We start from the raw sequence: 20,127 nt of genomic DNA, 5'->3' as shown, positions 1-20,127 counted from the left end.
CGATCACGAGCCGTCGAGGGCGGTCTGGAGCATCCGGGCCGCCGCGGCGCGCGGGGCCGGGTCGACGGCGATCAGCGCGTTGACGACCGCGCCGTCGACCAGCGCGACCAGCTTCTCCAGCTCGGCCTCGGTCACCGGCGTGCCCGAGCGCGCGAAGATCTCCGTCAGCAGCTCGTTGAGCTGGACCGACAACGTCCGCATCAGCGGGCGCAGGTACGGGCGGCGGCCGGTGGCGACCAGGCGCTCGTAACGCAGGAGCACCGCCTCGGCGTCCGCTTCCTCGTCGCCGCTCTCCGGGCCGAGCAGCAGGTCGAGGACCAGCTCCACCATCGCCTGGACCCCGCGGTTGCGGGTCGCGAGCTCCTCCAGCCGGCGGCGGCCGGTCGCCAGCTCGGCGTTGCCGTGGTGCTCGACGGCCGCGGCGACCAGGTCTTCCAGCGAGTCGAAGTAGTACGTCGTGGACGCGAGCGGCAGCTCGGCCCGCTCCGCGACCGCGCGGTGCCGCACGGCGTCGAAGCCGCCCTCGACGAGCAGCTTCGCGGCGGCCTCGACGAGCGCGGCGCGCCGTCGTTCCCCCTTGGGCGTGGCCGCAGCGGTCATGACCGGTGATTCTGCCAACCGGGTGCGGCCGGGCTCAGAAGCGGGGCGCGAGTTCACGCGCGAACCGGTCGACGTCACCCGCGTACGGGGCCGCGTTCGCCGCGCCGGGGACGCTGACCAGCACCAGCGTGCCACCGGACGTCGTGGCCACCTGGGCCGTGACCGTGCCGGCCGGCTGGGACTTGAAGGCCACCGGGATGCCCTTCGGGTACACCGCCGCGGCGACCTCGCCGCCCGGAACCGGGAACCCCGCGGACCGCGACGCCGTCGTACAGGCGCTGCCCGGGGACGCCTGGGCAGCGGCGACGTGGCCGGGGAGCTCGCCAGCGAGGGCGATGGCGAGCTCCCCGTCCACCTGTTCGCACCCGGAGGCGCCTTCGGCCAGCTGGCCGGTCTTCCCGTCCCCGCTGCCCCCCTGCTGGGGCGGCGTGGAGGAGAAGTTCGGTGACTCCCCGCCGACTTGAGGACGTGCCGGGCCGAGGCCGGGTTGCCCCGACTGCGCCGACACGGCGTTGTCCTTCGCCGAGGTCAGCCCGGGGGTACCCCCGGAGAGCAGTCCGTAAGCTCCGAAGCCGACGACCACCAGGGCCGCGGCGCTCACGCCGGCGGTGATCCGGTTCCGGCGCCGCAGGGTCTGGCGGCGGGACTCGCGGACGACGTCCTCCTGCGTGAACCCCGCCGAAGGCTCGTCGCCGGGCGCGGCGGAGAACAACGAGCGCAGCTCCTGCTCATCCATTGGTCTCCACCTCCCGTTCCAGTACCTGCTTGAGATTGGCCAGCCCGCGGGCGGTCTGGCTCTTCACGTTGCCTTCGCTGCAGCCCAGCGCCTGCGCCGCGCCGGTCACGTCCAGTCCTTCGAAGAACCGCATGACCAGCACCGCCCGCTGCTTGGGCGGCACTTCCTTCAACGCCGCGAGCAGGTCTTCCCTGGTCGCCACGAGGTCGTCGAGGCCGGGTCCGTCGTCGACCCGTTCAGGCAGCGTCTCGGTCTGCCACTCGCGCCGCCACGGGCGCCGCGATTCGTCGATCGAGGCGCGCACGAGCGTCTTGCGCACGTACGCGTCGGTCGCCGCGCGATCCCTGATCTTCTTCCACCTCCGGTGCAGCGCGACGAACGCCGTCTGCGCGAGGTCGTCCGCCCGGTGCCAGTCGCCGCAGAGCATGTACGCGGTCCGGCGCACGGCGTCCCGCCTGGCGGCGAAGTACTCCGCGAACTCCTGCTCGTCGCGCTGATCCACGCGCTGTCGTGCTCCGCTCTGTTGTCGTCGGTGGGTAGGACGGAATCAGGGGCGTCCACGGTTGCACGGACCGCCCGGGTTCGACCACCCGAGGGCTCATTGATCCTCGTCCGGTCGGTGTGATGTGATCACTCCGTGACCTTCACGCTGCCGCCGCTGGACTTCCGTTCCGACACCGTCACCCAGCCGGATGACACGATGCGGGCGGCGATGGCCTCCGCCGAAGTCGGGGACAACGTGCTGGAGCACGACCCGACGATCGCGGCGCTCGAGGAGCGGGCCGCGGACGTCCTGGGCATGCCGGCCGCCCTGTGGACGCCGAGCGGGACGATGGCCAACCTGATCGCGCTGAGCCTGCACCTGAGCCGCGGCGACCGGTTCCTCGCCACCCGCGGCGCGCACGTGCTGAACAACGAGCTGGGCTCGGCCGCGTGGCTGGCCGGCGGCATGCCGGAGGCCCTGGAGCACGACGGCGGCCCGGGCCGCCCTTCGCCGGACGCCCTCAAAGCGGCGATCGGACAACCCGGGCCGTACTTCACATTACGGACATCTCTGCTCTGCCTCGAGAACACGCACAACGCGGCGGGCGGCGCGGTGACCCCGCCCGACGAGCACGCCCAGCTGCTGTCCGTCGCGAAGGAAGCCGGGCTGACCGTGCACCTCGACGGCGCCCGGATCTGGCAGGCCGCGGTGGCCCTCGAGGTGCCGCCGGCCGCGCTGACCGTCGGTGTCGACAGCGTGTCGGCCTGCTTCAGCAAGGGCCTCGGCGCGCCGGTCGGCTCGGTCGTCGCGGGCAGCAAGGAGTTCGTCGAGCGGGCCCGCCGGATGCGGCAGATGCTCGGCGGCGGCGTCCGGCAGGGCGGCGTCCTGGCCGCGGCCTGCCTGGTGGCCCTGGACCGCGTCCCCGACCTGGCCGAGTCGCACGAGAACGCCCGGCGGCTGGCCGAGGGCCTGCGCGAGTACGGCTGGTCGGCGAACACGCCGGACACGAACATCGTGCTGGCCGAGGTGCCCGACGTGCCGACGGCGCTGGCCTGGCTCGACTCGCTGGGGATCCGCGCGGTGCCGATGGCGGGCAAGGTCCGGTTCGTCACGCACCGGGACCTGAGCGCGGCCGACGTCGAAGAAGCTCTGCGCCGGATCAAGGCCGGCGCCTGAAAACCTGGGGGAAATCGTGAACTGGATCGTCTTCGACTACGGCGACGTGCTCAGCAAGCCGAGCGCCGCCCGCCCGGAACTGGCCGCCAAGCTCGGCGTGCCGCTGCCGGAGTTCGAGCAGGCCTACTGGGACCTGCGGATCCCCTACGACGCCGGCAGCACTCCGCTGGAGTACTGGCAGAGCGTCGGGGACGCGCTGGACGCCCCGGTCGACGAGGCCCTCTCCGACGAGCTGACCCGGATCGACGTCGAGGGCTGGAGCCACCTCGAACCGTCGTCGAAGGACCTGCTCGAGGCGCTCGCCGAGGCGGGCGCTTCGCTGGCCCTGCTCTCGAACGCGCCGTCGGTGTTCGGCGACTGGGTCCGCACCCAGGACTGGGCGCGGCTGTTCAAGGTGACGCTCTTCTCGGGTGACGTCCGGTGCGTCAAACCGGACGCGAAGATCTTCGAGCTGCTGCTCGAACAGCTCGAGGCGAAGCCGGCCGACTGCCTGTTCTTCGACGACCGGCAGTCCAATGTGGACGGCGCGAACGCGGTCGGGCTCCAGGCCCGCCTGTGGAACGGCGCCGACGCGGCCCGGGCGTGGCTCGGCTGAGCCCCCGGGCCGCCGGCTCGCTCAGTAGCGGTTGATCTGCTTGGAGTCCTTCTTGCCGGTGATCGCGCGGTAACCGGCCGCGCCCAGGAAGGCGATGCCGCCGATGATGGCGATCCACAGGACGGCCTTGAACACGAAGCCGATCACGGCGCCCAGCACCATGAACGCCACCCAGGCGATGATCAGGCCGCCGACGATCTTCCAGAACATGGCTTCCTCCGATGTGTTCCCGTGGCCCCTCCGGCCCTGGTGACTCAAGCGTGCCACTTCGGCCGGTGAAACTCCCCTCGTCGGAGCAACGTTCAGGGATGAATCAGGGTTCCCCCTGGCCCAGCCAGGCCCCCAGGCGGCGGACGCCCTCGTCGATGTCGGCGGCGCTCCCGGCGAAGGAGAAGCGCACGTACTTGCCGCCGTCGACCGGGTCGAAGTCGACGCCGGGGGTGATGGCCAGCCCGGTGTCGGCGAGCAGCCGCTGGCACCAGCTCAGGCTGTCTTCGGTGTGGGCGCTGACGTCGGCGTAGGCGTAGAAGGCGCCGTCGGCGGGGGCGAGCTTGTCGAGGCCGATGCCCTTCAGGCCGGCGAAGAGCCGGTCGCGGTTGGCGCGGTAGTGCTCGACGTGCGCGTCGGCCTCGGCGTACGCCTCGGGGGTGAAGGCGGCGATCGCCGCGTACTGCGAGACGGCGGGCGGGCAGATGGTGAAGTTGCCGGTCAGGACGTCGACCGCGCGGTGCAGGCGCTGGGGCACGAGCATCCAGCCGAGCCGCCAGCCGGTCATCGCGAAGTACTTCGAGAAGCTGCCGAGCACCATCGGCTCGCGGCCGTACTGCCACGCGCAGTCGAGCTCGGCGCCGTAGGAGATGCCGTGGTAGATCTCGTCGCTGATCAGCTGGACGCCGTGTGACGCGCACCAGCCGGTGATGGCGGCGAGCTCCCCGGGCGGCAGCACGGTGCCGGTCGGGTTGCTGGGGCTCGCGACGATCAGGCCGTCGATCGGCCCGAGCTCGTCGAGCAGCGCGACGGTCGGCTGGAAGTTCGTGTCGGCGCCGGTCGCGAACTCGACGACCTCGCAGCCGAGCACCGAGAGCAGGTTGCGGTAGGCCGGGTAGCCGGGCCGGGCCATCGCGACCCGGGCACCGGGGTCGAACGCGCTGAGGAAGGCCAGCAGGAACCCACCGGACGACCCGGTCGTCATGACGACGTCCTGCGCGGTGACGTCGAGGCCGTAGCGCGAGGTGTAGTGCCCCGCCACGGCCTCCCGCAGCTCCGGGACGCCCAGCTGCTCGGTGTAGCCGAGCGTGCTGCTGCGGAGGGCCTTCTCCGCGGCCTCCAGGACGGGCTTCGGCGCGGGCACGGACGGCTGCCCGGCCGCGAGCGACACGAGGTCGCCGTGGCTGCGCTGCCGGGCCCCGGCCGCGGAAAGGACGTCCATGACGTGGAAGGGCGGCACCGAGGCCCGCAGCGCGGGCCCGGCGAAGGCTCCGAGGTCGACCATGCGGCCAGGCTAACCGCTCCGAAGACTCAGTAGCCCTGGTAGGCACCGCCGTGGGCCATGGCCTTGATGCCGGGCACGTTCCCGAGGCCGCCGTAGCGGTCGACCGAGTACTTCACCCCGGCGATGATGTTGTCGACCGGGTTGTAGATGTTGTCGTGGCCGGGCAGCTTGTGCGCGTTGAACGTCGAGTCGATGCACTGCATGAGCCCCTTGGACGGGTGCCCCGCGGCCGCGTTCGAGTCCCAGTTGTTGATGGCGTTCGGGTTCCCGCCGGACTCGTGCTGGATGATCGCCCAGATGTTCGGGATGTCGGCGTCGGTCACCGGCACGCCCGCGGCCTGGAGTGCCTTGATGGCCTCCTGGATCCACTGCTGGACGTTGCCCGGGGGCGGCGAGGAGGGCGGGCCGCCGCTGGGCCCGAGGCCACCGCCTCCGCCGCCGCCACCACCGCCGCCTCCGCCCCCACCGCCGCCGCCGTGGGACGCGCCGTTGGAGTGGATGCCGCCGGTGCTCTTGGGCGCCGCGGCCGAGCTGGCCGGCAGCGGCACCTGGTCGTAACCGCCCTCGATCTGCTGGGACATCAGCGTCTGCGAGGCCTTGATCGCGGTGTCGGCCTGGGTCTGCAGCCCGGTCACGTCACCGTCGTAACCCGCGGTGATGGTGTGGATGTCGGTCTTCGCCGTGGCGAGGATCTCGGCCGCACTGGGACTCGGGGCCGGCTTGCCGTTGTCGACCGCCGTCTTGGCGTCGGCCAGCGCCTTGTTCATGGCGGTCTCGGCCTGGGTGTTGCGCTCGTTGACCGCCTTCTCCGCGGCCAGCTGCTTGTCCTGGACGGTCTTCTTGATCTGCGCGAGGTTCTGCTGCAGGTCGTCGAGGTCCTTGGCGACGTCCTCGAGGTGGGTCTGCACCTTGGTGCCGGCGTCGCGGACCTGGCGGACGTAGGTGAAGAACTGGTCCGCCGCCGGGCCGGCCCACACCTGCGCGTCCAGCGAGTCCGTGGAGGTCTTCAGCGAGGCGTTGTGGTCACCCGCGTTCTTTCCGGCATCGCGGAACTGCGTCGCGGCGTCGGTGATTTTCTGCAGATTGACCTTTTCGACCTGATCGACCTTCTTCATGAAGGCGTCCCAATTGTCCGGTGTCCCGGCGCCGACCCCGTTCAATGCCACTCTCGTGCCCCCTGCTCAGTTCACTTGTCGACGTGCAGCTTCAGGTCGCTCGCCCCGACCGCGTCGGTTTCGGCGATCAGGCCGGCGGCCTTGCGCATGGCGAACCCCAGCGCCTCCATGTGCTTGCCCGCGGCGTCGAACTGGCTGTGCACGCCGTCCTTGAACTTGCCGACCGCGCCGTGCGCGTCGCCTTTGTCGTCCATGCCGCCGAAGGGGCTTTCCTTCTCGTGGTCCAAGCCGGTGACCTTCTGCTTGGACTTCTCGAACTCGTCCTTCAGCTTCTCCACCTGGCCGGCCGCGATGGCCATCGAGTCGGCGTCGTAGACAGGCACGGTTCGTCATCCCCTTCGGAAAACTGGTGTCCGCCCGATCAGACGTCGTCATGACCAGGACGGTTCCCCGCATACTTTATGACTTCCCGCGCACTCCGCGTACCGATCTCCGCCAAGTTCCACCCGGCGGGGCTCAGGCCTCCGCCATCAGCTCGCGGATCCGGGTCGCCAGCAGGACGTTGTCCGACGGCGTGACCGTCGCCCACTCGCGGCCGTCGCGGTCCTTCGCGACCTGGAACAGGTAGCGGCCCGCGTCCGTGTCGAAGAACGCCACCACGCGGGGGGCGCGGTGGGCGATGCCGTCGCGGCTCGTGCGCTCGGCGCCGAACTGGCCGCGGGCCTCCTGGCCCAGCAGCATGCCGGACAGCTCCTGGGCCTGGAACAGCACCACACCCTGGTCCTCCAGCGCCGTGACCAGCGCCTTCGGGTCGCCCTTCGCCGCCGCGTCCGCCGCGCGCAGGGTGTCGTACGGGATGCTGACCGTCTGGCCGATGCCCGGGCCCAGGTCGCCCGCCACCGAGACCGCCGCCTCCGGGAGGCCGTCCTCGGTCGCCGGGATCAGCCACACCTCGCCGCTGTCGACCACCGCCAGCACCGCCTGGCTGCGGACGCTGACCGCGCGGCCGCGGATCTCGCGTTCGGCCCACACCCACACGTCCACGCCGAACTGCGGGCGGGCCAGCAGGTGCAGCATGTCGGCCACCTCGCCGGACACCCGGTGGTTGCGGGCCAGCCGTCGTTCGGCCAGTGACGCCCAGGCCGCCTCCACGAACTCCGCGCGTTCCGTGCGGGTGGTCCCCCCGCTCGGCACGTCCAGCGCGACGTGCCGGCGGGGCAGTTCGAGCGACTCCCAGAGCACGTCGAACTCCGACGCGGACAGCACGAGGCTGCCGTGCTCACGCGTCATGGTCACCGATCACGTCGGGCGAGACCATCCGCTGGTCCGCGAACAGGTCCTTGTCGTCGACGCCGAAGCGGCGGACGTGCTCGGCGTCCTCCTCCTGCGGGGCCGCCTTCGACAGGAACCTCGGGTCCTCGCCCTTCTGCTTCGCGCCGATCTGCTCCGACTTCCGCAGCGCGGCCGCCTCTTCCTCGGGCAGCTCGCCGACCGGCAACGGCCGGACCGGGCCCTTCGACTGGCTCTGGCTGCGCTTCTCGCGGTCCTTGTCACCGGCGAGCGCGCCACCGGCCGCGCCCGCGCCGACCGCCGCCGCACCCGCGCCCAGGTCGCCCGGGGTCGCGCCCGGCTTCGCCGCGAAGCCGCGCTCGGCGGTGTACTGCCCGGGTGCGACCGGGGCCTGCGGGATGGCGCCGACCGTGCGGCCCTTGGCCAGCACGCCGTCCGCGCCGCGGTTCGCGCCACTGGCCGAGCCTTCGAGCCCGGTCACGCCGGCGCCGGACGCACCGCCGCCGCCGAGCCCCTTGATCGGCGACGTCGCCGTCGAGCCGGTGCCCGGGCCGCCGGGCAGCTGGCCCGGCGAACCGGGTGCGCCGGAGGAGCCGGGTGCGCCGGGCGGGACGAAGGTGTTCGGGTCGCCGCCGCCGGGCAGGCCGGGGTTGAACCCGCCGGGACGGCCGGGCTCACCGGACGTGCCACGGCCCGGCGCGGTGACCCAGCCGGGGCCGGGTGACGTCGGCGGCTTCGCGCCCGAAGGCGCCGTCGCGGAGCTGGGTGTGGTGCCCTGGCTCGCCGCCGGGGCGGTCGCGCCGGTCTGGCGCGGTGCCTGCGCCGGCGGCCGCGACGCCTGCTGTTGCTGCACCGGGGTGCCGTAGACCGGGGTCGGCGGGTCGGCGTGGACGGTGTGCGACACCGGCTGCACCACCGGCGGGTCGACGTGCACCGACCGGACCTTGTCCGAGGCCGGCCGCACGCTGCCGTCCGGGGTCACCGCGACGGACGCGGCGGCGACGTCCAGCACGCCGGGCGTGACACCGGGAGTGGCCAGTTTCAGCGACTCCGGGTCCGACAGCGACTGCGTCGACAGCAGGTTGGTCCCGCTGTCCTGCGCGTACTCGTTCAGGGCCTGGGTCGCCTGCGCCTTGGCGTCGTTCGCCGCCTCGACCTGACGCGCGTGGTCGGTCTCGAAGCCGATGAGGCTGAGCAGCACGCCGTCGGTAAGGCTGTAGCCGCCCGCGCCCTTCCGGACCGTTTCGGCGTCCGGGAGCTTGTACTTGGTGCGGTTGAACGCCTCCCCCTGCGCGAAGACCATCTCCGCGGCGTGCGCGACCTTCGTGGTGGCGTCCTGGGAGAACCCGGCCTGCTCGGTGAGCACCTGACTGGCCGCGCCGCCCGCCTGGCTCTGCCACTCGACACCCAGCTTGAGCAGCTGGGACCGCAGGGTCTGGTCGGTGTGGGCGAGCGCCGTCGCGACGGCCTTCAGCGCGTCGACGGCGGTGCCGATGCTGCCGGTGCCGTCGCCGTTGATCATCCGCGTGATCTGGTCGGCGATCGCGGTGTTGGTCCAGCCGTCGAACCGGTGGTTCTGGATCCCGGCCGCGAGCTCGGAGAATTCCACGCGCCCTCCCTAGTTGCGTGACTTCAAGGACTGCAGCGCCAGGTCGGCGGCGTGCACCGACATCTCGCACAGCTGCGGCTGGGTGAGCTTGCCGCGGGTGATGGCGAAGGTCTGCACGGTCAGCGTCTGACCCCGCGCGACCCCGACGAGCGTCTCGCAGTCGGCCGGGTCGCCGGCCGCGCGGTAGTTCGTCAGCGCCGGGTAACCGCCGATGTTCTGCGGCACGGTGGTCATGCTGTTCTTCTTGCGGGCGCCGGTGATCCACTGGTCGAGGTCCGCCGCCACCGCCCCCACGTGGTAGGAGTGCATCGGTTCGGCGCCGTCCGCGTCGAAGACGCAGACCGGCCCGTCCGGTTCGGCTGCCTCGCGGGGGACGCTGGTGATCTCCAACGCGTCGAGCTGCACCTGCGGCAGCACGTCGCAAAGGTCGACGTTCTGCAGTGTCAGCTCGGCCGGCCGTTGCGGCAGCTGGGCCGCCTTGGCGCTCTGCGACGCCGCGGTCGCGGCCGTCTCGACCGGGTAGGGGGTGCCTTCGGTGCCCGCCGAGCAGCCGGCGAGCGCCGCCGTCGCGAGCACGCCCCCGGTGATCCGCAAGGTCCGGTTACGCACCGTGCTTGCCGCGGTCACCGAACACCGCCGCCTTCTCGTCTTCGCTGACGTTGTAGTCCTTAGCGGCTTCACGCAGCTGCGACACCAGGCGCTTGAGGCCGGCGACGTACTCGCGGACCTGGCCGGCGTAGGAGCGGTCGCCGTCGGCGATCAGCGAGTTCCACGCGTCGATCGACTGGGTGCTGATCACGTCCGCCGACGGGGCGTCGATCCGCAGCAGGCCGAGGCGGGTCAGCAGCTGGTCTTCGAGGCCGTTGGCCTGCTCTTCGACGATCCGGGCGACGTCGAGGAGCTTGTCCGGGTGGACCAGGACGTCCGCGGCCGCCGGCGCCACCGGGACGGCCGTGCTGAGGTCGTACGAGGGTCCTGACAATGCTCTCCCCTGACGTGATACCGACGGTGACCGGCCGACTCCCGTTGAGGCTACCAACCAGGATGTAGCAGCGGCCTGAGTTTGGACGAAGTTCGTCCCCCGCCGGTTCCCCCGATTTGTCAGATCACGCGTTCTGCTGCGCCACCGGGGCGCTGACCTCGCCGTTCGCCGCCTTGAGCGCGATGTCCGTGCGGTGGTGCGAGCCCGCGAGGTGCACCTTCTCCACGGTTTCGTACGCGTGCTTGCGCGCCGACTTGAGCGTCTTGCCGGTGCCGACGACCGAGAGCACGCGGCCGCCGGAGGAGACGACCGCGCCGTCGTCACGGCGGCGGGTGCCGGCGTGCAGCACGCCGTCGATCTCGCCGCCGGTGATGACGTCACCGGTGCGCGGCTTGCCGGGGTAGCCGTCGGCAGCGATCACGACGGTGACCGCGGCACCGCCGGCCCACTCCAGCGGCGGGTGCTCGGCGAGCTTGCCCAGCGCCGTGGCCTGCATCAGCCCGGCGATCGGCGTGCGCAGCAGGGCCAGCACGACCTGGGTCTCCGGGTCGCCGAAGCGGCAGTTGAACTCGATGACCTGCGGGCCTTCGGAGGTCAGCGCGAGCCCGGCGTAGAGCAGGCCGGAGAACGACGCGTCGCGCGCGACCAGCTCGTCGGCGACCGGCTGGACGACCCGCTCCACCAGCTCGTCGACCAGGTTCTCGGGTGCCCAGGGCAGCGGGGCGTAGGCGCCCATGCCGCCGGTGTTCGGGCCGGCGTCGTCGTCGCCGACGCGCTTGAAGTCCTGCGCGGGCAGCAGCGGCACGACGGTGTGGCCGTCGACGAAGCAGAAGAGTGACGCCTCCGGACCGTCCAAAAAGGACTCCAGGAGGACGGGGTGGCCGCCGTCGAGCAGCATGATGGCGTGCTTGCGCGCCACGTCGTAATCGGTCGTGACGACGACGCCCTTGCCCGCGGCGAGACCGTCGTCCTTCACCACCCAGGTCGGGCCGAAGCGCGAGAGCGCGGCGTCGAGGCGGGCCGGGTTGTCGACCACCTCGCTGCGCGCGGTCGGCACGTTCGCCGCGGCCATGACGTCCTTCGCGAACGCCTTGGAGCCTTCGATGCGGGCCGCCGCGGCCGACGGGCCGAAGCAGGCGATGCCCGCCTTGCGGACGGCGTCGGCGACGCCGGCGACGAGCGGGACCTCGGGCCCGATCACCACCAGGTCGGCCTGCCAGCTCTTCGCGAGCTCCGCGACCGCTTCCGGATCGGCCGCTTCCACGCCGAGCTGCTCGGCCATCGCGGCCGTCCCGGCGTTGCCGGGCGCGCAGGCCAGGGCGGTGACCGTGGGGTCGCCGGACGCCGCGAGGACGAGAGCGTGCTCACGGGCGCCGGAGCCGATTACCAGTACGCGCACGCCGCACAGCGTATCCGGACGGCTTCGCGCCGGACATTTCGCCGTCCCCGGAACGGGTGGCCACGTGCCGTTTACCGCCCTGACCGCCCAGGTACGACCATCGGATGCTTGCGGCAGTGAGGGTTGCGCGGGTAGTCAGGGTCAACCCTGTGTGAAAAGAGGTCACCAGATGAAGCGCAAACGTGTCGGCGTCCTGGCACTCGCCGGACTGGCGTTGCTGAGCGTCACCGGATTGGCGATCGGCTCGGCGAACGCCGCCGAAAGCGGGGGGTCCGCCGATGCGGCCGCGCACGGCCGGGGCCACGATGACCCGGTGATCATCGGACACCGCGGCGCGCCCGGGTACCGCCCGGAGCACACCCTCGCCTCGTACGAGCTCGCCTACCGGATGGGCGTGAGCTGGGTCGACGTCGACCTCGTCCCGACGAAGGACGGCCAGCTCGTCGCCCGGCACGAGCCGGAGATCGGCGGCACCACCGACGTCGCGCAGCACCCGGAGTTCGCGAACCGCAAGAAGACCCTGGTGATCGACGGCGTCTCGACGACCGGCTGGTTCACCCAGGACTTCACGCTGGCCGAGCTGAAGACGCTGCGCGCGGTCGAGCGGATCCCGGCCAACCGGCCGCACAACACGCTGTACAACGGCCGCTACCAGATCGCCTCCTTCCAGGAGGTGCTCGACCTGACCAAGCGGCTCGGCAAGGAACTGCACCGGACGCTGGGCACCTACCCCGAGGTCAAGCACTCGACGTTCTTCCAGTCGATCGGCAACCCGGTCGAGCCGAAGCTGGTCTCGGCCCTCAAGAAGAACGGCCTCGACCGCCCGGACGCGCCGGCGATCATCCAGTCGTTCGAGGTGTCGAACCTGATCGCGCTGCACAAGCAGGTGCGCACGCCGCTGCTGCAGCTGACGTCGGCGACCGGCGCCCCGGCGGACTTCGTCGCGAGCGGCGACAAGCGGACGTACGCGGACCTCGTGACGGCGTCCGGGCTGCGTGAGGTCGCGAAGTACGCGAAGTACCTCGGGCCGGACAAGGCGCAGATCATCCCGCTGGACGCGGCCGGCAACCTGACGAAGCCGTCCTCGATCGTCGCGGACGCGCACAAGGCGGGCCTGAAGGTGCAGCCGTACACCTTCCGCAACGAGAACCCGTTCCTGCCGGCCAACCTGCGCTCCTCGGCGGAGCCGGACGCCTACGGTGACGTGTTCACCGAAGAGGCGGCGTTCCTCAAGGCGGGCGTCGACGGCTTCTTCGCCGACCAGGCCGACACCGCCCTCGAGTCGCTGCACGCGTTCCTGGGTCACTAATCGCGTTGCCGTGAGGGGCACCTTCAGGGACTCTTCGTCCATGAAGGTGCCCCTCACGGCGTTCTCCGGCGTGGTGCTCGTGAGCCGTGGCGACGAGACGCTGGTTGCCGAGGCGCGCGGGTACGCGCATCGCGGCTACGGCGTCGAGAACACCGTCGACACCCGGTTCGCGATCGCCAGCGGCACCAAGGGGTTCACCGCGCTGGTCGTCGTCGGGCTGATCGCCGAGGGACGGCTTTCGCTCGGCACCCGCGCCCGGGACGTCCTCGGCGACGACCTGCCGTTGATCGACGACGCCGTGACGATCGAGCACCTGCTGACGCACACCTCCGGCATCGGCGACTACTGCGACGAAGAGGCGGACCCGCCGCCGCAACCGCTGCTCGCCACGTCCGCCGACTACCTCGCCGCACTCGACGGGTTTCCCCAGAGATCCTTGCCCGGCAAGGAGTTCCGGTACCACAACGGCGCGTTCGCCGTCCTCGGCCTGGTCGCCGAACGGATCGCGGGAAGACCTTTTCCCGACCTCGTGCGCGAGCGCGTCTGCGAGCCCGCCGGGATGACCGGCACGGCGTTCCTCCGTTCGGACGCACTGCCCGGCGGGACCGCCACCGGCTACCTGGAAGACGGCCGCACCAACGTGTTCAGCCTCCCCGTCGTCGGTTTCGGCGACGGCGGGATCTACAGCAGCGCGCCGGACTTCCGGAGGTTCTGGCCCGCGTTCCTCGACGGCCGGATCGTGCCGCGCGAGTGGGCCGACCGGATGCTGCGCCCGCACGCGGACGGCTACGGCCTCGGCTTCTGGCTGCCGTGGCCCGGCGCCGTGCGGCTCGAAGGTGGCGACCACGGCGTCACGTTCCGGAGCACGCATTCCGGCGGTGTCACCGCGACGCTCATCTCGAACGACCACCGCGGCGGCGGGCCGCTGCTCAAGCAGCTGGACGAGTTCTTGACGAAGCCTTGACACCCCTCGCCCACCAGGGCTAACTTCGGCGAATTCAATGGTCTGGCCGCATACCTTTCAAGAGGTGCCCGATGGATGTCTCCGACCAGCAGACCACTCCCGACCACGACGACGATTCCGCACGCTTGCACCAGCTCGGCTACGCGCAGGAGCTCAAGCGGACGATGTCGGGGTTCTCGAACTTCGCCGTCTCGTTCACCATCATCTCCATCCTGTCCGGCTGCCTGACGCTCTACGGCTTCGGCATGAAGACCGGCGGGCCGGCCGCGATGATCTGGGGCTGGCCGCTGGTCGGGATCTTCGTCATCCTGGTCGGCCTGGGCATGGCCGAGGTCTGCTCCAGCTACCCGACCGCGGGCGGCCTGTACTACTGGGCGGCGCGGCTGGCGCGGAAGAACGGCCCCGCGTGGTCGTGGTTCACCGGCTGGTTCAACCTGGTCGGGCAGATCGCCGTCACCGCGGGCATCGACTTCGGCGCGGCGCTGTTCCTCAACGCCTTCCTCGACCTGCAGTGGGGCTTCTCGGCGACGCCGGGGCACACGATCCTGCTGCTCGCGATCATCCTCGTGGTGCACGGCCTGCTGAACACGTTCGGCGTCCGGATCGTGGCGATCCTCAACAACGTCAGCGTGTGGTGGCACCTCATCGGCGTGCTGGTGATCGTCGGCGTGCTGATCTTCGTGCCGGCCAAGCACCAGGACGCGTCGTTCGTCTTCGGCAGCTTCGTGAACCAGACGGGCTGGGGCTCGGCGTTCTACGTCTTCGCGCTCGGGCTGCTGGTCGCGCAGTACACGCTGACCGGCTACGACGCGTCGGCGCACATGACCGAGGAGACGAAGAGCGCGGCGACGGCCGGGCCACGCGGCATCGTGATGTCGATCGTCGTCTCGCTCGTCGCGGGCTGGATCCTGCTGATCGGCCTGACGTTCGCGATCCAGGACTACGCCGGCGAGGTCGGCTCGGCCACCGGCGTCCCGCCCGCGCAGATCTTCATCGACGCGACCGGCGCGGTCACCGGCAAGTTCCTGCTGCTGATCTGCATCGGCGCGCAGCTGTTCTGCGGCATGGCGTCGGTGACGGCGAACTCGCGGATGATCTACGCGTTCGCCCGCGACGGCGCGATCCCGGGGTCGAAGTTCTGGCACAAGATCAACAAGCGGACGCAGACGCCGACCAACGCCGTCTGGCTCGGCGCGGGCGGCGCGCTGATCCTGGCGCTGCCGTACCTGTGGAGCTACACGGCCTACAGCGCGGTCACGTCCATCGCCGTCGTCGGCCTGTACGTCGCGTACGTGATCCCGGTGTTCCTGCGGGTCCGCCAAGGTGACGACTTCGAGCGCGGCCCGTGGCACCTCGGACGCTGGGGCAAGCCGGTCGGCATCATCGCGACGGCGTGGGTCGTCGTGATCTTCGTGCTGTTCATGCTCCCGCAGGCGTCCCCGGTGACGGTGGACTCGTTCAACTACACGCCGATCGCGTTCCTGGTCGTCCTCGGCGGCGCAGGCCTGTGGTGGGCGGTGTCGGCCCGAAAGTGGTTCAAGGGCCCCAAGGTCCAAGGCTCCGAAGCCGAACTCGCGGCGGTAGAACAGGAACTCAAGGAACTCGGCTGAAAAGTCCGTGAATGGCCCATTGAGGGACTCTAAGTCCCTCAATGGGCCATTCACGGCTTTCCTGGTCAGGCGGTGGCTTCCCGCGCCGGGGCGGGTTCTTCGACGCGGGCGTTGCGGCCGGGGCGGACCACCGTGACGGCGGCCGCGCCCAGGGCGCCGACCGCGGCGAAGGCGTAGAAGCCCCACGGGTACGCGATTCCGGCCGTCAGCAGCGCGCCGCCGAGCAGCGGGCCGGAGATCGCGCCGATCCGGCCGATGCCGGCGGACCAGCCGAGGCCGGTCGCGCGGATCGCGTCCGGGTAGATCCGGCCGATGTAGGCGTACACCAGCACCTGCGCGCTGAAGACGAAGCAGCCGGTCAGGAACACCGCCGCGTACAGCCCGACGGCCGGCAGCTTCACGCTCAGCAGCGCCAGGAACACCGCGCCCGCGCAGAACCAGGCGATCGCCGACGGCCGGATGCCGACGCGGTCGGCGACCCGGCCCGCGACGAGCAGGCCGACGATGCCGCCGACGTTCAGCGTCAGCAGCAGGCTGAGCGCGGCGCCGAGCGGGTAGCCGGCCTGGCGCATGATCTCCGGCAGCCAGGTGTTCAGGCCGTAGACCAGCAGCAGGCCCATGAACGACGTCACCCAGAACGCGATGGTGGCGCGCAGCAGCCCGCCGCGGAACAGGCCGGCGACGGCGTGCCCGGCCGAGCGTTCGGTCTCGCGGACCCGCTGGAACGACTCGGACTCCGGCAGGAACTTCAGCATCAGCGGGATCAGCACCACGGCCGGGAGCGCCCCGGCGACGAACATCGCGCGCCAGCCCAGCGGCGAGATCAGCACGATGGCCAGCAACGCCGTCAGCACCGCGCCGACGTGGTAGCCGGTCATCACCGTGGTCGTCGCGCTGCCGGCCTTGCCGCGGCGCGCGTACTCCGTGACCAGCGTGATGGCCGTCGGCAGGCAGCCGCCGAGGCCGAGACCGGCGACGAAGCGCAGCAGGCCGAAGACGAACGTCGACGGCGCGAAGGCGCACAACAGCGTGCACAGCGAGAACAGCGCGACCGAGATGATCAGGGACTTCCGGCGGCCGATGACATCGGTGATCGTGCCGATCGCCAGCCCGCCCAGCATCATCCCGGCCAGGCCGACCGTCGAGACGACCGACGCCGTGCCGGGCGTCAGGCCCCAGACGTGGTCGCGGAGGAGCACGGGCAGCACGGAGCCGAGCACGACGAGGTCGAACCCGTCGAGCAGAACGGCGGTCCAGGCCAGGGGCACGACCCAGGAACGGGTGCCAGGGGACATGGGGGAACCTCCGGATGTGCGTCGGTGCACGTGATCCGCACAAGTGTGCGTAGTGCGAACAAGTATGCATATCGGACATGGCGTAAGCCAGGTCCCTTCCACTCACCGGAAGCCGAGCGCGAGGTCCCTGCCTGCGCGAGGATCACGCGCGTGGAGATCCTGGTTCTGATGGGCGTGCTCGCCGGCTCGCTCGCGCTGACGGCGTTCGCGCGGCGCTACAACCTGTCCGCGCCGCTGCTGGTCGTGGTGGTCGCGCTCGGGGTCGCGCTGATCCCCGGTGTGCCGCGGCTCGAGCTGGAGCCGGAGCTCGTCCTCACCGTCGTGCTGCCGCCGCTGCTCTACTCGACGTCGCTCGAAAGCTCGTTGACGCACTTCAAGCGCAACCTGCGGCCGATCGTCGCGCTGGGTGTGGTGCTGGTGGCCGTCACCGCGGTGGTCGTCGCGCTGGTCGTGCACCTGCTGCTGCCGGACGTGCCGTTCGCGTCGGCGCTCGTCCTGGGCGCGGTCGTGGCGCCGCCGGACGCGGTGACGGCGGTGGCGATCGGCCGCAAGCTCGGCCTGCCACGGCGGGTGATGACCGTGCTGACCGGCGAAAGCCTGGTCAACGACGCTGCCGCGCTGACGCTGTACAAGGTCGCGCTCGCCGCCGTCGCCGGCACCGCGGGCTCGGCCGGGCACGGCTTCGCGGTGTTCGGCGTCGCGACCGTGCTGGGCATCGCCGTCGGGCTGGCGATCGGCGCGCTCGTCGTCGGGATCCGGCGGCTGCTCGACGACCCGCTGCTGGAGTCGGCGTTCGGGATCATCGTGCCGTTCGGCGCGTACGTCACCGCCGAGCACCTGCACCCGTTCGGCGAGGAGTTCAGCGGCTCGGGGGTGCTCGCCGTCGTCGCCGCGGGCCTTTACCTCGGGCACCGCTCGCTCTACGCGTCACCCGCGACCCGGATGCAGGACAGATCGGTGTGGGCGTCGATCGACGTCCTGCTGGAGGCGCTGGTGTTCGCGCTGATGGGCCTGCAGCTGCCGTTCGTGCTCGACGGCGCCGCGCACGCGGCCCGCGACAACGGCACCCTCTCCCTGGTGGCGCTGGCCGTGCTCGCGGCGACGATGCTCGTGCGGTTCCCGGCGGTGGCGCTGTTCGCGTACCTGCCGAAGACGTTGCGGCTGTTCGGCCGGGTCCGCCGGGCGCCCGACTGGCAGACGATCGCGGTGATCTCGTGGACCGGCATGCGCGGCGTGGTCACGCTCGCGGCCGCGGCCGGCGTCCCGGCTGACACGCCGGGCCGTGAGGAGATCCAGCTGTTCGCGTACGCGGTGGCGATCGGCACGGTGCTCATCCAGGGGCTCACGCTGCCGCCGTTGATCCGGGTGCTGAAGGTGGGCGACCCGGAGGAGGCGGCCCACGACGAGGCCGAGGAGCTCGCGGCCCGCGAGGTCGCGCAGAAGGCGGCGCACGCGCGGCTGCGGGAGATCAGCCGTGACCGGCTCGCCGAGCTGGACCTGCCGCCGGAGAAGATCGAGCGGCTCAAGGAGCGTCTCGAACGGCTCGTCGACACGCGCTACCGGTTCGCCAAGGCGGCGATCACGCTGTCCGGCGAGGACCGCTCCGGCAGCCCGCACGCGCAGTTCGCCAAGGCCCGGCGCGAGCTGCTGATCACCCAGCGCAAGGCGATGATCGAGGAGAACCGCGCCGGCCGGCTCGACGACGAGATCCTCGGGAAGATGCTGCGCGAGCTGGACCTGGAGGAGCTGTCGGTGTCGACGACCCTCACGAACCGATTGAGCTGATGACCTCCCAGGTCCGCCGCCGCTCTTCGGACGAGCGGATGCCGGTCTGCGACACGAGGACGTCGGTCGCGCCGGCGTCGTAGTACCGCTGAAGCCCAGCCAGGACGGTCTTCTCGTCACCGATGATCGCCAGGTCCGCCGGATGATCGACACCTTCCGCGGCCAGGATCCGTTGATACGACGGGATCTGCGCGTAGAAGCCCATCTGTTCGACGGCGAGCGCGCGCACGGCATCGGGGTCGTCGGTGACGATCGCGGGCACGGCGGCGAGGATCCGCTTGCCACTGGGCAGGTGAGGCACGATCTGCTCGGCCAGCGCCCTCGGCCCGGCGAGGAACGGCAGCGTCCCGTCGGCCAGCTCGCCGGTGACCCGCAGGGCCTGCGGCCCCATGGCCGCCACGATGATCGGCACGTCACCGCCCACAGTGGACCGTCCGGGCGCGTGAGCCTGGACGGTCTCGCCGTCGAACTCGACGTCCTCGCCCGTGAAGACCTTCTTGAGCACGGTGAGGTACTCGCGCAGGTGCTTGATGGGCGGCGGGTACTCGACGCCGTAGACGGGCCCGAGAAACCCCTTCGACCCGAGCCCGACGCCGAGGGTGAACCGCCCGTGGGTGGCGGCGTGCGCGGTCTGCGCCGCGTTCGCGACCACCAGCGGATGCCGCGGGTAGATCGGCACGACGGAGGTACCGACCTCGAGCCCGGGATTCTCCCGCCCCGCGATGGCGGCGACGGAGATGGCGTCCTGGCTGAGCGGAAGCTGCGAGAACCAGACGGACTTGAGCCCGGCATCGGCAGCCTGGCGAGCCTGCGCGACAAGCTCGTCGACCAGGTTGGGTGCGGCGTCGGTGTCGCCGGAGGGAAGCGTGACTCCGATGGTCATGGTTTCGACGCTAGCGCTTGGTGCCATCGGTTTCCGGCTTCCCAGCGCGTGGGAAGCCACGCGAGCCTGCCGCCGGACACCTCGCAACCTGGCAGCTATTCAGCGGCACACCCTCGCGGCGAACCGAACCCAGCCTCGCGAGAAGGCAGACCACCGCGCCATGATCCCGGCTTCGGGCGGTCAAGCAAGCGCTTCCGCATCCCGGGAACCGCTGCTCCCAGCGCGTGGGAAGTCGGGCGGACTGTGCGGAAATCGCCCACCCTGGGCGAGATCCCGATCACCATCCTCAGGAGATCCCATGTCGCTGACCGATGTCATCGACGGCACTCGCAAGGCCGTCGACGCCGACCCGCACAACGCTGCTGTGTCCTTCAGCGTGGACCACACCCTCAAGCCCGGCACCAAGACCGAAGTCGCGGTCAAGGTGCGGGGGCACGAGCTCACCGTCGACGAGCCGCCCGCGCTCGGCGGGACCGACCAGGCCGCGAACCCCGTCGAGTTCGCGCTGGCCGCCCTCGGGTCGTGCCAGGTGATCACGTACCAGTTCTGGGCGGCCAAGCGGGGGATCCCGATCGACTCGATCAAGGTCACCGTCGACGGTGACCTCGACCTGCACGGCTTCTTCGGCTTCTCGCTCAACACCCGCCCCGGTTTCGGGGACGTCCGGGTGTCCGTCGAACTGGAAGGGCCGGCGAGCCGGGAGCGCTACGAAGACCTCAAGCGCGAGGTCGACGAGCACTGCCCGGTGCTCGACCTGTTCCGCAACGAGACGCCGGTCAGCACGAAGCTGACCTAGACGACAG

The 20,127-nt window shown here is 71.1% G+C and carries 21 protein-coding genes; 7 read left to right on the top strand and 14 right to left on the bottom strand.

Features of this window, described 5'->3' with window-relative positions; genetic code table 11:
• Window positions 1-3: 3 nt before the first annotated feature.
• The 3 genes from ACIOD2_RS38020 to ACIOD2_RS38010 are packed head-to-tail and all read right to left on the bottom strand — an operon-like array spanning window position 4 to window position 1,838.
• Window positions 4-600 (bottom strand): TetR/AcrR family transcriptional regulator, encoded by a 597-nt coding sequence (locus tag ACIOD2_RS38020; protein ID WP_400549568.1) that lies wholly within the window; start codon window positions 598-600, stop codon window positions 4-6.
• 34 nt (window positions 601-634) lie between these two features.
• Window positions 635-1,336: a hypothetical protein gene (locus tag ACIOD2_RS38015; protein ID WP_400549566.1), complete on the bottom strand. Its 702-nt coding sequence runs from the start codon at window positions 1,334-1,336 to the stop codon at window positions 635-637.
• Complete coding sequence (locus tag ACIOD2_RS38010) at window positions 1,329-1,838, bottom strand: SigE family RNA polymerase sigma factor (protein WP_392759584.1); 510 nt, start codon at window positions 1,836-1,838, stop codon at window positions 1,329-1,331. The genes ACIOD2_RS38015 and ACIOD2_RS38010 overlap by 8 nt, the downstream gene beginning before the upstream one ends.
• A gap of 135 nt (window positions 1,839-1,973) precedes the next feature.
• On the opposite strand from ACIOD2_RS38010, the gene ACIOD2_RS38005 reads away from it, so the two are divergent.
• Together ACIOD2_RS38005 and ACIOD2_RS38000 are read left to right on the top strand one after the other, a co-directional pair.
• Complete coding sequence (locus ACIOD2_RS38005) at window positions 1,974-2,996, top strand: threonine aldolase family protein (RefSeq protein ID WP_400549564.1); 1,023 nt, start codon at window positions 1,974-1,976, stop codon at window positions 2,994-2,996.
• Between the two features lie 16 nt (window positions 2,997-3,012).
• Window positions 3,013-3,591 carry an HAD family hydrolase gene (locus tag ACIOD2_RS38000; protein ID WP_400549562.1) on the top strand — a complete coding sequence of 193 codons (579 nt, stop codon included), beginning with the start codon at window positions 3,013-3,015 and terminating at the stop codon, window positions 3,589-3,591.
• Between the two features lie 21 nt (window positions 3,592-3,612).
• Here ACIOD2_RS38000 and ACIOD2_RS37995 read toward each other — a convergent pair whose 3' ends face one another.
• The 9 genes from ACIOD2_RS37995 to purD all read right to left on the bottom strand — a co-directional run bounded on the left by ACIOD2_RS37995 (window position 3,613) and on the right by purD (window position 11,478).
• Window positions 3,613-3,801 (bottom strand): hypothetical protein, encoded by a 189-nt coding sequence (locus tag ACIOD2_RS37995; RefSeq protein WP_400549560.1) that lies wholly within the window; start codon window positions 3,799-3,801, stop codon window positions 3,613-3,615.
• 103 nt (window positions 3,802-3,904) lie between these two features.
• Window positions 3,905-5,083, bottom strand: a complete 1,179-nt coding sequence (locus ACIOD2_RS37990; RefSeq protein ID WP_400549558.1) for a pyridoxal phosphate-dependent aminotransferase — start codon at window positions 5,081-5,083, stop codon at window positions 3,905-3,907.
• A 26-nt stretch (window positions 5,084-5,109) separates the two neighbouring features.
• Window positions 5,110-6,198, bottom strand: coding sequence for a transglycosylase SLT domain-containing protein (locus ACIOD2_RS37985; RefSeq protein ID WP_400549556.1), 1,089 nt, complete (start codon window positions 6,196-6,198; stop codon window positions 5,110-5,112).
• A gap of 71 nt (window positions 6,199-6,269) precedes the next feature.
• A complete protein-coding gene (locus ACIOD2_RS37980) occupies window positions 6,270-6,581 on the bottom strand; it encodes a hypothetical protein (RefSeq protein ID WP_400549554.1) in 312 nt (103 codons plus the stop codon).
• A gap of 133 nt (window positions 6,582-6,714) precedes the next feature.
• Window positions 6,715-7,488: an ESX secretion-associated protein EspG gene (locus ACIOD2_RS37975; RefSeq protein ID WP_400550642.1), complete on the bottom strand. Its 774-nt coding sequence runs from the start codon at window positions 7,486-7,488 to the stop codon at window positions 6,715-6,717.
• Window positions 7,478-9,097: a hypothetical protein gene (locus ACIOD2_RS37970; protein WP_400549552.1), complete on the bottom strand. Its 1,620-nt coding sequence runs from the start codon at window positions 9,095-9,097 to the stop codon at window positions 7,478-7,480. The genes ACIOD2_RS37975 and ACIOD2_RS37970 overlap by 11 nt, the downstream gene beginning before the upstream one ends.
• 9 nt (window positions 9,098-9,106) lie before the next feature.
• On the bottom strand, window positions 9,107-9,673 hold the full coding sequence (locus tag ACIOD2_RS37965; RefSeq protein WP_400550640.1) for a DUF3558 domain-containing protein: 567 nt from the start codon (window positions 9,671-9,673) through the stop codon (window positions 9,107-9,109).
• Between the two features lie 25 nt (window positions 9,674-9,698).
• A complete protein-coding gene (locus tag ACIOD2_RS37960; protein ID WP_400550638.1) occupies window positions 9,699-10,040 on the bottom strand; it encodes a hypothetical protein in 342 nt (113 codons plus the stop codon).
• A 163-nt stretch (window positions 10,041-10,203) separates the two neighbouring features.
• On the bottom strand, window positions 10,204-11,478 hold the full coding sequence (gene purD, locus ACIOD2_RS37955) for a phosphoribosylamine--glycine ligase (RefSeq protein ID WP_400549550.1): 1,275 nt from the start codon (window positions 11,476-11,478) through the stop codon (window positions 10,204-10,206).
• Between the two features lie 169 nt (window positions 11,479-11,647).
• Here purD and ACIOD2_RS37950 point away from each other — a divergent pair, with 169 nt between their 5' ends.
• The 3 genes from ACIOD2_RS37950 to ACIOD2_RS37940 all read left to right on the top strand — a co-directional run bounded on the left by ACIOD2_RS37950 (window position 11,648) and on the right by ACIOD2_RS37940 (window position 15,361).
• Window positions 11,648-12,787 carry a glycerophosphodiester phosphodiesterase gene (locus ACIOD2_RS37950; RefSeq protein WP_400549548.1) on the top strand — a complete coding sequence of 380 codons (1,140 nt, stop codon included), beginning with the start codon at window positions 11,648-11,650 and terminating at the stop codon, window positions 12,785-12,787.
• A gap of 40 nt (window positions 12,788-12,827) precedes the next feature.
• Window positions 12,828-13,751: a serine hydrolase domain-containing protein gene (locus ACIOD2_RS37945; RefSeq protein WP_400549546.1), complete on the top strand. Its 924-nt coding sequence runs from the start codon at window positions 12,828-12,830 to the stop codon at window positions 13,749-13,751.
• Window positions 13,752-13,822: 71 nt separating this feature from the next.
• Entirely contained in the window at window positions 13,823-15,361 is a 1,539-nt protein-coding gene (locus tag ACIOD2_RS37940) for an amino acid permease (protein WP_400549544.1), read from the top strand.
• A 65-nt stretch (window positions 15,362-15,426) separates the two neighbouring features.
• Here ACIOD2_RS37940 and ACIOD2_RS37935 read toward each other — a convergent pair whose 3' ends face one another.
• Window positions 15,427-16,656 (bottom strand): MFS transporter, encoded by a 1,230-nt coding sequence (locus ACIOD2_RS37935; RefSeq protein ID WP_400549542.1) that lies wholly within the window; start codon window positions 16,654-16,656, stop codon window positions 15,427-15,429.
• A gap of 150 nt (window positions 16,657-16,806) precedes the next feature.
• Here ACIOD2_RS37935 and ACIOD2_RS37930 point away from each other — a divergent pair, with 150 nt between their 5' ends.
• On the top strand, window positions 16,807-18,441 hold the full coding sequence (locus ACIOD2_RS37930; RefSeq protein ID WP_400549540.1) for a Na+/H+ antiporter: 1,635 nt from the start codon (window positions 16,807-16,809) through the stop codon (window positions 18,439-18,441).
• Here the strand turns inward: ACIOD2_RS37930 and ACIOD2_RS37925 are convergent.
• On the bottom strand, window positions 18,422-19,324 hold the full coding sequence (locus ACIOD2_RS37925) for a TIGR03564 family F420-dependent LLM class oxidoreductase (protein WP_400549538.1): 903 nt from the start codon (window positions 19,322-19,324) through the stop codon (window positions 18,422-18,424). The genes ACIOD2_RS37930 and ACIOD2_RS37925 overlap by 20 nt on opposite strands.
• 298 nt (window positions 19,325-19,622) lie before the next feature.
• On the opposite strand from ACIOD2_RS37925, the gene ACIOD2_RS37920 reads away from it, so the two are divergent.
• Window positions 19,623-20,120 carry an OsmC family protein gene (locus ACIOD2_RS37920; RefSeq protein WP_400549536.1) on the top strand — a complete coding sequence of 166 codons (498 nt, stop codon included), beginning with the start codon at window positions 19,623-19,625 and terminating at the stop codon, window positions 20,118-20,120.
• The last annotated feature ends 7 nt before the right edge of the window (window positions 20,121-20,127 follow it).

This window comes from Amycolatopsis sp. NPDC088138, from assembly GCF_044741685.1.
In the GTDB taxonomy this organism is placed as follows: domain Bacteria; phylum Actinomycetota; class Actinomycetes; order Mycobacteriales; family Pseudonocardiaceae; genus Amycolatopsis.
This window is presented reverse-complemented; position numbering and strand designations above follow the sequence as displayed.